11 protein-coding genes are annotated in these 14,126 nt (G+C 37.0%); 9 read left to right on the top strand and 2 right to left on the bottom strand.

Annotated features, from left to right (window positions below):
- The first annotated feature begins 44 nt into the window (after window positions 1–44).
- From DUT71_RS02225 to DUT71_RS02200, 6 genes are all read left to right on the top strand, one after another.
- Window positions 45–677, top strand: a complete 633-nt coding sequence (locus tag DUT71_RS02225; protein WP_113660879.1) for a GIN domain-containing protein — start codon at window positions 45–47, stop codon at window positions 675–677.
- A 174-nt stretch (window positions 678–851) separates the two neighbouring features.
- Window positions 852–1,538 (top strand): MCP four helix bundle domain-containing protein, encoded by a 687-nt coding sequence (locus DUT71_RS02220; RefSeq protein ID WP_113660878.1) that lies wholly within the window; start codon window positions 852–854, stop codon window positions 1,536–1,538.
- A gap of 17 nt (window positions 1,539–1,555) precedes the next feature.
- The gene (locus tag DUT71_RS02215; protein WP_113660877.1) at window positions 1,556–2,131 is read left to right on the top strand and encodes a hypothetical protein; all 576 of its coding nucleotides are present in this window, start codon (window positions 1,556–1,558) and stop codon (window positions 2,129–2,131) included.
- 132 nt (window positions 2,132–2,263) lie between these two features.
- Window positions 2,264–4,126: a ribosomal protection-like ABC-F family protein gene (gene abc-f, locus DUT71_RS02210; protein WP_113660876.1), complete on the top strand. Its 1,863-nt coding sequence runs from the start codon at window positions 2,264–2,266 to the stop codon at window positions 4,124–4,126.
- Window positions 4,127–4,210: 84 nt separating this feature from the next.
- Window positions 4,211–6,073, top strand: a complete 1,863-nt coding sequence (gene mnmG / locus DUT71_RS02205) for a tRNA uridine-5-carboxymethylaminomethyl(34) synthesis enzyme MnmG (protein WP_113660875.1) — start codon at window positions 4,211–4,213, stop codon at window positions 6,071–6,073.
- 121 nt (window positions 6,074–6,194) lie between these two features.
- On the top strand, window positions 6,195–7,910 hold the full coding sequence (locus DUT71_RS02200) for an Ig-like domain-containing domain (RefSeq protein WP_113660874.1): 1,716 nt from the start codon (window positions 6,195–6,197) through the stop codon (window positions 7,908–7,910).
- Here DUT71_RS02200 and DUT71_RS02195 read toward each other — a convergent pair.
- The gene (locus DUT71_RS02195; protein ID WP_113660873.1) at window positions 7,907–8,419 is read right to left on the bottom strand and encodes a gamma carbonic anhydrase family protein; all 513 of its coding nucleotides are present in this window, start codon (window positions 8,417–8,419) and stop codon (window positions 7,907–7,909) included. The two genes, DUT71_RS02200 and DUT71_RS02195, sit on opposite strands and share 4 nt — an antisense overlap.
- Window positions 8,420–8,454: 35 nt before the next feature.
- Window positions 8,455–10,041, bottom strand: coding sequence for an L-aspartate oxidase (nadB, locus tag DUT71_RS02190; protein WP_113660872.1), 1,587 nt, complete (start codon window positions 10,039–10,041; stop codon window positions 8,455–8,457).
- Window positions 10,042–10,509: 468 nt separating this feature from the next.
- Between nadB and nadA the strand changes: the two genes are divergently transcribed.
- Genes nadA through thiL form a run of 3 tightly spaced genes read left to right on the top strand, consistent with a single transcriptional unit; the run spans window position 10,510 to window position 14,096 of the window.
- Window positions 10,510–11,502: a quinolinate synthase NadA gene (gene nadA, locus DUT71_RS02185; RefSeq protein WP_113660871.1), complete on the top strand. Its 993-nt coding sequence runs from the start codon at window positions 10,510–10,512 to the stop codon at window positions 11,500–11,502.
- 37 nt (window positions 11,503–11,539) lie between these two features.
- Window positions 11,540–13,069, top strand: a complete 1,530-nt coding sequence (locus DUT71_RS02180) for a S41 family peptidase (RefSeq protein ID WP_162795914.1) — start codon at window positions 11,540–11,542, stop codon at window positions 13,067–13,069.
- A complete protein-coding gene (gene thiL / locus DUT71_RS02175; protein WP_113660869.1) occupies window positions 13,056–14,096 on the top strand; it encodes a thiamine-phosphate kinase in 1,041 nt (346 codons plus the stop codon). Before DUT71_RS02180 ends, thiL begins: the two co-directional genes overlap by 14 nt.
- Window positions 14,097–14,126 lie beyond the last annotated feature (30 nt).

Here is a 14,126-nt window from a genome sequence, read left to right as displayed (position 1 = left end):
CAAAAACAACAAAAATTAAAATAACGATATAAAAAACACACAATATGAAAACCGCTATTAAAAATCTATTCGCAGCCATCTTAACGATAGCAATTAGTGCAAGTGTTCCAGCTTTCGCAAATGCAAAGGAAGCTAAAAAAGTAACCGTATTAAACTCGGTAAAAAGCTTCAACAAACTAAGTGTTGCGGGCAACGTAGAAGTAATTTTGGTTCAAAGTGCCAACCCAAGCGTACAGGTATACGACAATTACTATGCAAAAAATGCCCTGGTTCAAGAAAGAAATGGCGAATTGAGAATTAGCTCTTTTGATAAAGAAACCTTAACTGTGGTAGTTTATGCTAGCCAATTAAATGAAATTACCGCTAGCGACAATGCGGTAGTAAAAACCAACGGCAAATTTAACACGCTTAGTTTGGAAATTAATTTGAAAGATCAAGCAAAAGCTAACCTAAATACCTATACCGTTGATTTATTTGCTAACGTAAACAACAAAGCAAGCTTAAATTTAAGCGGATCAACCACAGATTACAATGCGGTAATTGGTAGCCTTGCTTCTTTAAGCGCTGAAAAATTTACTGCCGAAAACAGCAGCATCCAAGCTAAAAATACGGCTGTAGCGCAAAAACAATCAACAGTAACAGGCTTGCCTACTGAAGATCTTTTGACCTTGTTTTAAAATTCATATACACACATATAAATTTAGTTTAGTTTTAGTTAATCAAGCGGGTGGATGCCCGCTTTTTCTTTTTCCGCGATTCTCCATTTCAATGCAATTCTACCAACTTGCCAACCCTAGCACCATAATGCTTTAAATAATCACTATATTGGGGGTTATTTTATTCCATCAAAGATGAAAATAGCCTATTCTCTAAAGCAAAAAACCAAAATTGCCATCCTCCTTTTTCTGATTATGGCCTGTACAATATTGATCAGGGTATTGGAAGACCGTAGTATTAAAAATATGGAAAAAGCGTTTTCATCGCTCTACAACGACAGGTTGGTTCCAGCAACGGATATTTTCTACATTTCAGAAAAGCTATACGCCAAGCGCTTTCTATTGGAAACTTTCGTTTATAGTGACAAAAACAAACTTAGCCCCCAACAGTTAAACAACAAATTAAAGGGACTAGATAGAGAAATTGATACGCTTTTGGCCAAGTACGAAAAAACGTTTTTGGTTAAAAACGAAAAAAATCATTTAACTGAATTAAAAGTTAAATTACTTGAAAATAAAGTATTGGAAAAAAATATTTTATTGAATGCCGAAACATTAGAGAAGGTCACTCTTAGAAGCCTATATGACAGCAGTGCAGAGCAATCTTTTAGCGGTATTTCCAGTTTGCTTTCCCAGCTTACCAAAATACAAACCGTAGTAGGCGAACAGCTTAAAGAAGAATCCCAAAAAATTGTGACGGGAACAAACCTCTATTCTACCCTTCAGCTCATCTTGGCCATCATTATCGGTGTGCTTATTGTTTCTATTATTTTTGCTTCAAACGTGATGAATATCAGGAACGATAAGTTCAATTTGAATTAAAACACCTCCGTTCCAAAATGTCCGAACGCATAAATTTCGAGATCCATCCAACCGGCATCATTTCTAAAAAGTTTCTGCTGCATAATATCCACACGTTTAGTGAAGCGGCAAATTTTGTCAGAAAACTCCGCTACAGCAGAAATAAAAATAAAGCTGATTTAAGCACTGTATTTGACGACAAATGCGGAACCTGCAGTACTAAACATGCCCTTTTAAAGCGGCTTTCCGAAGAAAACAACATCGTTGGTTTCAAACTGATGATTGGAATTTTCAAAATGAATGCAGCCAATACGCCAAAAATTGCCGCTACCTTAGCTAAAAATCAACTGCCTTACCTCCCCGAAGCACACACCTATCTGAAGTGGAAAAACGAAATCCTGGATTACACAAATGAACATTCAAAACCAAGTGATTTTGCAAATGACCTCTTGGAAGAAATAGAAATCCGCACCAATCAAATATCTAATTTTAAAGTTAGCTTTCACCAAAATTTTCTGGCCAATTGGCTCAAAACACAACAAAATCTAATGGTTTCAATGGAAGAACTTTGGCAAATAAGAGAGCAGTGTATTATTGCGCTCTCCTCCAATTAGCCAGAAACGTGTAACATCGTATCGTAATTATTTACCTTCAGGCGCACTAATCTGCTAGCCACAAAGCGTTAAGCAGTTTATAATCCGTACTTTTGCAACAATTTTTGATTATATAATTCGTTTCAAATCACCTTGAGTACACTAATTGCAGCAGAAGGGCTTGGCCATGCCTATCACGACGAATGGCTATTTAAAAACTTAACATTAGGAATTAATGCGGGGCAGCGTGTGGCGCTTGTTGGCGTAAATGGCGCTGGTAAAAGTACCCTCATGAAATTACTAGCTGAACGCTTTGCGCCCTTGGAAGGAAAAATCGTAAAGAACAAATCGGTAAGGATCGGTTTTCTTGACCAAGAGCCTTCCTTTCCAGATAACGCCAGTATTAGCGACTTCATTTTCTCCTCCGAAAACAAACAACAACAGTTGATTAGAGCATATGAAGAATTAGTTGAGCAAGAGCACCCTGATGAAAAGAAGCTCAACAGATTATATGAGGAATTAAGTGAACATAACGCTTGGGAATACGAACATCAAATTAAAACAATCCTCAGTAGAATGGGCATCAACCATCTACAGCAAAAAATACATACGCTATCTGGCGGCCAACGCAAAAGGCTGGCCTTAGCTAAACTTTTAATTGAAGATCCAGACATTTACGTACTAGATGAGCCAACCAATCATTTAGACATTGATACGATCGAATGGTTGGAAAAATTACTGACTTCAGGAAATAAAACCCTGTTACTGGTAACCCACGACAGGTATTTTCTGGATAACATCTGTAACACCATCGTAGAGCTAGAGCGAGGTAAAACATTTACTTACCATGGAAATTATGCATATTTTCTCGAAAAGAAAGCGGAAAGAGAAGCTCAGGACGATGCCACTTATCAAAAAAACAAAAACCTATTAAAAAAAGAACTAGAATGGATGCGCAGAATGCCGCAAGCTAGGGGAACCAAATCTCAAGCAAGAATAGATTCATTTTACGATCTAGAAGAAAAAACAAAACAGCGAGTAGATCATCAAAAAGTAACCTTAAACGTAAAAATGGCCAGGCAAGGAAATAAAATTCTGGAGCTGGAAAATATTAAACAGGCCTTTAATGATCAAAATATCATTGATAATTTTACTTACATATTTAAGAGAGGCGACAGAATTGGACTCGCCGGCAAGAACGGCACTGGAAAATCTACGTTACTAAACATTATTACAGGAAATTTAATCCCAGATAGTGGAAAGGTAGATTTAGGGGAAACGACAAAGTTTGGATATTACAAACAGGGTGGTTTAAATTTCAACGAAAAAGATAGGGTAATTGATATTGTAAAAGCCGATGCAGAATATATTAAAATGGCCGATGGGCAAACAATCTCCGCCTCTGCCCTATTAACTTTATTTTTATTTCCTCCAAAAAAACAACATGGTTTGGTAGAAAAACTAAGTGGTGGGGAGAAAAAACGCCTCCATTTAATGAAAGTTTTAATGCAAAATCCAAACTTTTTAATTTTAGATGAGCCAACCAATGATTTGGATATAGACACTTTAAATGTGTTGGAAGAATTTCTAGAAAATTTTCCAGGGGTATTGGTTTTGGTTTCACACGACAGATACTTGTTAGATAAAATGAGTGATCAGCTATTCATTATGGAAGGCAACGGAAAAGTTAAAATTTTTAACGGCAACTATTCAGAGCATAGAAATGCAATTGAACAAGAGAAAGAAGCAGCCACAAAAAAAGAAAAAACACAAGAGCAAAAATCAACATCCCCTTCAAGCAGTAATAAATTAAGTTTTAAAGAACAGCAAGAATTTAAAAAACTAGAAGAAGCTTTAGCAGAAAACGAAAACAAGATTAAAAAACTCACCCAAGAATTAAACAGTACAGATCCTTCAGACTATATCAAAATTCAAGATTTATCTGAATCGATAGAAAAAATCAACCAAACCATCGAAACAGATATGGAAAGATGGATGGAATTATCTGAAAAATAAATATCATTCTTCAATGTTCCACGTGGAACATTGAAGAATACCCTAATAAAAATTTAATGTTTCACGTGGAACATCATAAAATATATGTTTAAAGAATACGACGTAATTGTAGTTGGCGCTGGTCATGCTGGTTGCGAAGCTGCCGCTGCTGCTGCAAATCTGGGATCATCGGTTTTGTTGATCACAATGAATATGGAAACTATTGCCCAAATGAGCTGTAACCCAGCAATGGGCGGCGTGGCCAAAGGCCAAATTGTTAGAGAAATAGACGCTATGGGCGGATACTCGGGTATTATTGCCGATAAAACCACCATTCAATTTAGGATGTTAAATAAATCCAAAGGCCCTGCGATGTGGAGTCCCCGTACTCAAAATGATAGAAAAAGATTTGCGGAAGAATGGCGACTAGCCTTAGAAAGAACTCCAAATATTGATTTTTGGCAAGAAATGGTTAGTTCATTATTAATAAAAAACAATACTGTTATAGGAGTAAAAACTAATCTTGGGGTAGAAATAAAAGCAAAATCTGTAGTGCTTACCAATGGTACTTTCCTTAATGGAGTAATTCATATCGGTGAGAAAAAAATGGGTGGCGGCAGAACGGGAGAAAAATCGGCTACTGGTTTAACGGAACAATTGGTAGAATTAGGTTTTGAGGCAGGCCGCATGAAAACGGGCACCCCTCCCAGAATTGATGGTCGTTCGCTTAACTATTCCTTGATGGAAGAACAATGGGGAGACGAAGAAAGAGGCAGGTTTTCTTACACAAATGTAGCACTACCCACTGATCAGCGCTGCTGCTGGATTACCTATACCAATGATAAAGTTCACGAAACGCTAAAAGAAGGCTTCGAAAAATCTCCTATGTTTACGGGCAGAATCAAAGGATTAGGTCCTCGCTATTGCCCTTCTATCGAGGACAAAATCAATCGCTTTGCAGAAAGAGAACGTCATCAGATATTTGTAGAACCAGAAGGATGGAATACTTGTGAGATATATGTGAATGGATTTTCTACTTCGTTACCGGAAGATGTACAGTACAAAGCACTTACCCAAATTCCTGGGTTTGAAAATGCGAAGATGTTTAGGCCAGGATATGCGATTGAATACGATTACTTCCCCCCTACCCAGCTCTCCTTAACCTTGGAAACCAAACTGATCAGCAACTTGTTCTTTGCAGGCCAAATTAATGGTACTACTGGATATGAAGAAGCTGCTAGTCAAGGTTTTATCGCAGGAATTAATGCCCATCAGAAGGTATATGACAAACATGAGCTGATCATGAAACGTTCTGAGTCGTATATAGGTGTTTTGATAGATGATTTGGTAACAAAAGGTACAGAAGAACCTTACCGTATGTTTACCTCCAGAGCTGAACATCGTTTATTATTAAGACAAGACAATGCCGATATCCGCCTCACTCCTATTGCCCATGAACTAGGCTTGGTAAATGATGAGCGCTTAGACATTGTTAATCAAAAAATAAAAGACTCCGACGATATCGTTGCTTTCACAAAAAAACAAGGAATAGAAATGTCGGAAGCAAATGGGTTATTAGAAGAACTAGGAACTTCGGCTTTAACACAAAATGTAAAATTATTTAGCATATTAAGTAGGCCCCAAGTAAACATCAGTGACCTGCGAAAAGTGAGCGAACCTTTTAACGATATACTCAACCAATTTGAAAAGGAAACTATAGAGCAAGCTGAAATCAAAATCAAATACGAAAGCTATTTTGAAAAAGAACAGGAGATTGTTGCAAAAATGCAAAAGATGGAAGACAAAGCAATTAATCCGGATTTTGATTACAACACTTTAGTATCTTTATCAAAAGAAGCGAGAGAAAAATTATTGAAGATAAAACCTAGAACTTTGGGCCAGGCATCCCGAATTTCTGGGGTTTCGCCTTCAGATATTTCAGTTTTAATGGTTCATATAGCTAAATAACTGATTTACAGATATTTAATATATTAAAAATACAAATTAAAATAAAGCGTTATAAAAGCATAACTCAAAATTTTAATGTTATTGTTCCAAAAAAAGTAAAAATAGATTAAAACGCTTATAAATGGCAAAAAACAACAAAGACTCTTTTTACAGCATTTTTTTAGCGCTTTTGGCATTGGCTACGCTTATTTACGGTTGCGCCGCCATGCAAACACCACAAGGTGGACCAAAAGACACCACTCCGCCAAAAGTGCTAAAAATGATTCCAGAAAATTTGACCACAAATTTTAGCGCAAAAAAAATAGTCATAGAATTTGACGAGTACATTAAACTCAATAATGAATTTAAAGAATTTTCCATTTCTCCAGAACTGGAAAGAACGCCAGAACTAAAAGCCAAATTAAAAAGACTGGAAATAACGTTGCCAGACACTTTGGAAAAAAATACTACCTATACGCTAAATTTTGGAAAATCAATTGTGGACCTTAACGAGAGCAACGAACTTAAAAATTTCAGCTATGCTTTCTCAACAGGCCCAACCATAGATTCGTTAAGTATTAGTGGAAATGTTACCAATGCACTCACCCTGGAGCCAGAAATTGAAACGACGGTTTTTATCCTTCCCCTATCCAGAGACAGCCTTTTTGGAAAAAAACGTGCAGCTATTTTTACCCTAACAGATAGCAGTGGAAATTTCAAGCTTAACAATTTAAAAAAAGATACCTATAAGATTTATGCCTTAAAGGAAAAAGGCGGTGATAGGATCTATCAACAAGTAAGCGATGAAATTGGATTTATCAAGGAGCCTTTTTTATTAGACAAGAACATTGATAGCTTGCACCTGAATGTATTTAAAGAACTAGCCCCTGAGTTTAGAACTCTTGATAGAAAGCTAAATGCTGATGGAAGTATTTTCATGAATTTCAATCAAAAGTTGAAAAATCCCGATCTAACGGTGATATTTCCCAGCAATATTGATCAAGGAAAGCTACTGCAGTTCAGTAAAACAAAAGACAGCGTAACACTTTGGCTAAATGATTTGTCGTTCGACTCGGTAAAAGTAGCTATAAAAGATGACGGGAAAATATTAGATACCGTAAAGTTAACCAGATCAAAAAGAGATACCTACAATCGAATACTTAACATCTCTGACAACTTGGATGGCGGTACCTTAAATCCGTTTAAAGACTTGGTAATTAGCTTCAATTTTCCAATAAAGAATTTAGATGAAAGTAAAATATTGCTATTAGAAGATAGTATTCCAAGAAAATTCACGCTGGTAAAAGACAGCGCCAATTTGCTTAAATATCATATTAAGTATAAATGGCGTGCTAAAGAAGAATATATCTTATTGCTACGAGAAAACGCCGCTACAGCAATTTTTGATGCTAAAAACAAAGAATTAAAAAAGACATTTACATTGGGTGATGCCAACGACTATGGCACGTTAACACTTGCTATAGAACCTCCAGATACTACTAAAAGCTATATTCTTGAAATTGTGAACAAAGACAAGAATATCATTTCTAGTTTCCCAATTATTAAAAAAACATCTGTTAAACTGGATAAATATAAACAGGGGATATACTACGGCCGAATAGTTTACGATGAAAATAAAAATGGCATTTGGGATACCGGTAACTTGAAAAAAGGTTTACAACCAGAGGCTATTTGGTATGAACCTAAAGAGCTGTCTATCAGAGCAAATTGGGATAGAAATGAGATCATCAAAATTCCATTGGTTGCCCCACTCCCAAGCCCCAAACCTAAAGAGAAAAAAGAAGTAAAACCGCCCGTTATTCCTCAGGCTCAAAGGAGCAGGCCAGGAGGAAATTAAGGCTTAAACCAGTCTGAATACATGATATAATTATCAGGTAACTTGTTCAATAAAGCCCTTTGCTCGTCAGTAATGGGCTTTATTTTTTTGGCAGGGGCCCCGGCATAGATATAACCGCTCTCACAAACGGTATTCTCCAGTACTACAGAACCAGCGGCAATAATACAGTATTCGTCGATAATAGCGTGGTCCATTACAATGGCTCCCATGCCTATCAAAACATTATCTTTAACCGTGCAACCATGTACAATGGCATTATGCCCAACGTTTACCCTATTTCCAATAAAGGTGGCCGCTTTTAAATAGGTAGCATGAATTACCGCCCCATCCTGGATATTACTTTCGTTGCCAATGGTAATGCTGTTAACATCTCCCCTAACCACAGCATTAAACCAAATTGAACAGTTTTTTCCAATTTTAACATCACCCACAATAGTGGCATTTGGTGCGATGAAGCAATCACTTCCAAACGCTGGGCTAACTCCTTTTACTGGCAATATAATAGACATATAGATATTGAGACTAACGTATAATTACTTAAAACCTAAATTATTGTATCAATTAATTCTTTTGCATGTTTTGGATAATCCGTAGTATAATGCAATCCCCTACTTTCCTTGCGCTGCATAGCCGATTTTATTACCAGATAGGCCACCTGAATCACATTTCTTACTTCGCAGAGCTTTACCGAAACTTTATTATTCTTGTAAAATTCTTCTGTTTCTTCGTAAAGTAAATAAAGTCTGCGCATGGCTCTGTCCAATCTAAAATCGGACCGTACAATACCCACATAATCACTCATAATTTTTTGGGTTTCACGTAAATTATGCGTAACCAAAATATCTTCATTAGACTGTATCACGCCTTTATCATCCCATTCAGGGATATTCTCCGGAATAATATTTTGCTTATAGTTTTCGATAGCCGATAAAAATATACGGTGTGCAAAAACAGTTGCCTCCAACAATGAATTGGAAGCCAAACGATTGGCCCCATGCAAACCGGTAGAAGAAACCTCGCCGCAGGCATATAAATGATTAATAGATGACTTGCCATCTTCATCAACCATTACGCCGCCACACATATAATGACAGGCCGGCGTTACGGGAATAAAATCCTTCGTCATATCAATACCAATGGATAAACACTTGGCATAAATGTTAGGAAAATGTTTAAGGATATCGGCCTTGCTTCTCATGGTAATATCCAGATAAACAAAATCATCTCCTGATTTTTTCATCTCGTTATCGATGGCGCGTGCAACAATGTCACGAGAAGCGAGCGAACCTCTTTCATCATATTCATACATAAATTCCTCGCCAGTTCTCCTGCGAAGTACGCCGCCAAATCCCCGCACCGCTTCAGAAATCAAAAAAGAAGGATATTCACCAGGATGGTATAAAGCAGTGGGATGAAATTGGATAAATTCCATATTCCTGATCTTTCCCTTAGCACGATAAACCATGGCCATTCCGTCTCCGGTGGCAATTATAGGATTAGTAGTATTGGCATAAATGTGTCCTGCTCCGCCACTGGCCATTACGGTTACGTTTGCCAATATCTTTTCCACATTGTTACTTTCTGTGTTAAAGGCATATATGCCATAACAATTGATATCTTTACTACTCTTATCCACATGTTTTCCCAAGTGATGCTGCGTAATCAGCTCTAAACAAAAGTAATGTGTTAATATCTCTATGTTCTCATTCTGATGAATTTGCTTCAACAAAACGCTTTCGATTTCGTAACCCGTAATATCCTTATAATGAAGCACTCGGTGTTCTGAGTGGCCTCCTTCTTTGGCCAAATCAAATACGCCGGCAGGGTTTTTATCGAAGTTAATTCCGTAGTCGATAATCTCCTGTATACGCTCAGGCCCTTCTTTCACCACAATTTCCACAATGCTTTCGTCACACAGGCCATCCCCTGCTATCAGGGTATCCTGAATGTGTTTTTCAAAGGAATCTGATTTATCTACAACTACAGCTACGCCACCTTGGGCATACTTCGTATTTGATTCGTCTTCGTTAGACTTGGTCACTATCAACACTTTACCAAACTTGGCGGCTTTAAGTGCAAAACTTAAGCCTGCAATTCCAGATCCTATGACTAAAAAATCGACCTTTCTCATTAATTTAAACCTATAGTAACAAGTATGTGGATAAAGTTCACAAGCTTGTGAATTGCGTGTATAAATTATCCTAACAAATAAATTTGAATGTTTAAAGCTAAGGTAAAAAGCCAAATTTGGAACAATCTTTTACATAATTTTTAAGCAGCTTTACCCAGGTTATCCACTTTTCATCACACTACTAACAATACACATTTCTATATTGATAATTTAATGAAGTAAAAACTATAACATTGAAAATCAACGGAAGTTTAAAATAAAAAATCGTAAAAATTGTTGGTAACTATGGGAAAACTCATTTAACAACATTTTTTGTTAGAATATTTCTAACAGTTTCAACACACTAATAAAGAATAAGAATCTATTTATTTAATTAAATTATATTTTGTTTGAGGCGTTGATAAAGTTGAAAGCTCTGTATCTTTACAAAAAAAATTAAAAGGCGATTAATAGCTAATAGGCATATCGATGGAAATTTTAGAAGAACTTCATAGAAAAGGTTACGTAGAAGAAAAAATAGATCCAACACTGGATTTGTTTGTAGAAATAGAGAAGCTAAAAAAGGAAAAGAATGCAATTATTTTGGCGCATTATTACCAAGATCCTGATATACAAGATATTGCAGATTATATAGGGGATAGTTTAGGTTTATCTCAGGAAGCTGCAAAAACGGAAGCAGACGTTATTGTATTTGCTGGTGTGCATTTTATGGCCGAAACAGCCAAGATTTTATCCCCACAAAAGAAGGTTTTATTACCAGATTTAAAGGCGGGATGCTCTTTGGCGGATAGTTGTCCACCACATTTGTTCAAAAAATTTAAGGAAAAATATCCTGATCATTTGGTCATCACTTATGTAAACTGTACCGCAGAGCTAAAAGCTTTAAGTGATATTGTTTGTACGTCAACAAATGCGGTACAGATTGTGGAAAGTTTGCCTAAAGATCAGAAAATCATTTTTGGTCCTGACAAAAACTTGGGTGCTTGGGTAGCCAAAAAAACTGGTAGGGACCTGGTTTTATGGAATGGTGCCTGTATGGTACACGAAATTTTCTCGAGGGAAAAAATTACCAAATTAAAGGAACGCCATCCAAATGCCAAGTTCATTGCGCATCCTGAATGCGAAGAAGCTGTGTTGAAAATGGCCGATTATATTGGTTCTACCACCGGATTACTGAAATATACCATCAATAGTGAAGCTAAGGAGTTTATTGTAGCTACGGAAAGTGGTATTATCCACCAAATGGAAAAAGCTAATCCAGATAAAACTTTCATTCCGGCACCTCCTACCAATGCTTGTGCCTGTAATGATTGCCCTTACATGAAGAGAAATACTTTGGAAAAACTCTATCTATGTATGAAAAATGGAATGCCAGAGGTAACCGTACCTGAAAATATCATTGTAGAAGCCAAGAAACCTATCGAAAGAATGCTGGAGATTTCGGCAAAATTAGGTTTATAACATGTTGAAAAGGCGATTTTTTGCACATGTGTTGTTGATGAGTACCGTTTTTTTAGGTGCTTGCTCCTCTGTAAAGGATTATAATTATGCCATTACGGAGAAAAAACACCGTGCAGAAGCGTTAAAACAAGACGTGGATCTTTCTTACCAAATCCTTAAAGAAGGGCATCCGGGCTTATACTGGTATATCTCAAAAAAGGCGCTCGACGATAAATTTGATAGTTTAAAAAAGGCGATTGACGAACCACTAACCACGGCACAATTCTATCAGAAGCTTTCGCCGGTAATTGCTGCCATTAGATGTGGACATACGGCTTTAAGATATCCCTCAGTAATAGAAAAAGATAAACATGAGCGGGAAAGGATAAAAAATAAGATTTATCCGCTGCAGCAGTTTACCTATGCAGTAGTTGATGATAAACTTATCGTGATCAACAATAAGAGTAAAGATAAAACGATTAAAACCGGTACTGAGATTTTGGAAATAGATGGTTTAGCGCCCAAGGAGATTTTCAATATTATTTCCACAGGTTTTAGTTATGACGGTTTTAATTCGCAGTCTCGCAACAAACGAATAGAACGTAGTTTTCCGCAGCTGTACAAAATATATTTTTCGGAACAGGATAGTTTGTACATAAAATTTAAAAAAGACAGTGTAGTTACCAGTAGCTATATATCGTTTTACGACAAAAAGAAAGCGGAAGAACTGAAGAAAAAGACAGATACCGGTAAAACAATTGAAAAAGCGGCCACCAAGAAAATACCTGGTTCCATCAAATATCGGGGCAAGAAAGTGAATGATGAATATCAGTTAGATTTCAGGTTCCTAGATCAGGAAAAGCAGATAGCATATCTTAAAATAAAGAGTTTTTCGGTACCAACAGCTAATTTTCCACTTTTTTATAAACAATGTTTTGACAGTATTGCGCTGTCCAGAACCAAAAACCTGGTTATTGATATCAGGAATAATCCGGGTGGTACCTTAAGCGCCAGTTTGGCCTTGTTTGCCTATTTAACCGATAAGGATTTTGTTTATTTGGATAAGCCCATTAATAATGGCCATTTTAGTGCCAACAAATATGGAAATGGCTTGCAAAAACTCACTTATTACCTTACCGGTTTAAACGATGACAGCAGGCTTTATGAAGATGATCAAGGTAATTTCTTTTCTTTTATGAAAGGATATAGCCCGCAAAAAGCACAAAAAAACAATTATAAGGGCAAGGTTTATGTATTGATCAATGAGTTTAGCTTTTCGGCATCTTCGTTGTTAAGTGCCAACTTAAAGGCCATTAACAGAGCAACATTTGTGGGAACAGAAACAGGTGGTGGCGCAAACCAGTGTACCGCTGGCAGAATACCAATTGTTACCTTGAAAAACAGTAAATTAGGTTTGCGTTTTGGCTTAAACAGGATGGCGCCAGTTTATCAACAAAAAGAAGTGGGTAGAGGGGTGTTTCCGGACGTGGAAATACAATCGGACCTAAAAGATAGAATAAGCAACTATGACAGGGAGTTGCAATGGGTTTTAACAGATATAAAAGAAAAAAATAATGTTCGAAAATAAAGAGCGTACTTCGCTAGAGGAATTGGGAGAATTTGGCCTGATCAAGCACCTCACTGAAAATTTCCAGTTAAGGCACGACAGCTCGATAAAAGGTATTGGAGATGACGCAGCCGTACTTGACTTTAAAGACAAACAAGCTTTAATTTCTACAGATCTTTTATTGGAAGGCATTCATTTTGACCTATCTTATGTGCCTTTAATGCATTTGGGCTATAAAGCGGTACAAGTAAATTTGAGCGATATCTACGCTATGAATGGTGTGGCTACACAAATTACGGTTTCGCTAGGTGTTTCCAGTAAATTTCCGTTGGAAGCCGTGGAAGAAATTTATAAAGGAATTGAATTGGCCTGCAATAAATTCAATATTGATTTAATTGGTGGAGATACTTCGGCAAGCAGGCAGGGCTTAGTTATCAGCGTAACTAGCATCGGCTATGCTGCCAAAGAAGATGTTACCTATAGAAATGGTGCTCAGGAAGGCGATTTGCTGTGTGTTTCGGGCGATTTGGGAGGCGCTTATGTAGGCTTGCAGATTTTGGAGCGTGAAAAGCAGATTTTTTTGGAAAACCCGCAAATACAACCTGACCTGGAAGGAAAAGATTATATCATAGAACGCCAATTGAAGCCCGAAGGACGTAGGGATGTAGTGGATTTATTGGCCCAATTGAAGATAAAACCTACCGCTATGATTGATGTTTCTGACGGTTTGGCCTCTGAAATTCTGCATATCACCACCCAAAGTGATAAAGGTTGCACCATTTATGAGGACAAACTTCCCATAGACCCGGTAACCTATGAAACCGCCAGGGAACTAGGCTTAGACCCATCAGTTTGTGCACTTAACGGTGGTGAAGATTATGAACTGCTTTTTACAATTAAACAGGCTGATTATGAGAAAATTAAAAATGATGTAGACATCAGTATTATTGGACATATCACCGATAAAAACTCGGGCGTAAAAATGATTTCAAAGTCTGATGTTGTTCACGAATTGACCGCCCAAGGCTGGAATGCTTTTAAAAAGTAGTTGTGATTAATCAATTTTATTTGATAAAAT

It is taken from the genome of Pedobacter nanyangensis (genome assembly GCF_003313505.1).
Taxonomy (GTDB): domain Bacteria; phylum Bacteroidota; class Bacteroidia; order Sphingobacteriales; family Sphingobacteriaceae; genus Pedobacter; species Pedobacter nanyangensis.
This window is presented reverse-complemented; position numbering and strand designations above follow the sequence as displayed.

Coding starts and splice junctions, on each gene's coding strand:
- DUT71_RS02225 (WP_113660879.1), top strand. CDS start 45: ATGAAAACCGCTATTAAAAATCTATTCGCAGCCATCTTAACGATAGCA.
- DUT71_RS02220 (WP_113660878.1), top strand. CDS start 852: ATGAAAATAGCCTATTCTCTAAAGCAAAAAACCAAAATTGCCATCCTC.
- DUT71_RS02215 (WP_113660877.1), top strand. CDS start 1,556: ATGTCCGAACGCATAAATTTCGAGATCCATCCAACCGGCATCATTTCT.
- mnmG (WP_113660875.1), top strand. CDS start 4,211: ATGTTTAAAGAATACGACGTAATTGTAGTTGGCGCTGGTCATGCTGGT.
- DUT71_RS02200 (WP_113660874.1), top strand. CDS start 6,195: ATGGCAAAAAACAACAAAGACTCTTTTTACAGCATTTTTTTAGCGCTT.
- DUT71_RS02195 (WP_113660873.1), bottom strand. CDS start 8,419: ATGTCTATTATATTGCCAGTAAAAGGAGTTAGCCCAGCGTTTGGAAGT.
- nadB (WP_113660872.1), bottom strand. CDS start 10,041: ATGAGAAAGGTCGATTTTTTAGTCATAGGATCTGGAATTGCAGGCTTA.
- nadA (WP_113660871.1), top strand. CDS start 10,510: ATGGAAATTTTAGAAGAACTTCATAGAAAAGGTTACGTAGAAGAAAAA.
- DUT71_RS02180 (WP_162795914.1), top strand. CDS start 11,540: ATGAGTACCGTTTTTTTAGGTGCTTGCTCCTCTGTAAAGGATTATAAT.
- thiL (WP_113660869.1), top strand. CDS start 13,056: ATGTTCGAAAATAAAGAGCGTACTTCGCTAGAGGAATTGGGAGAATTT.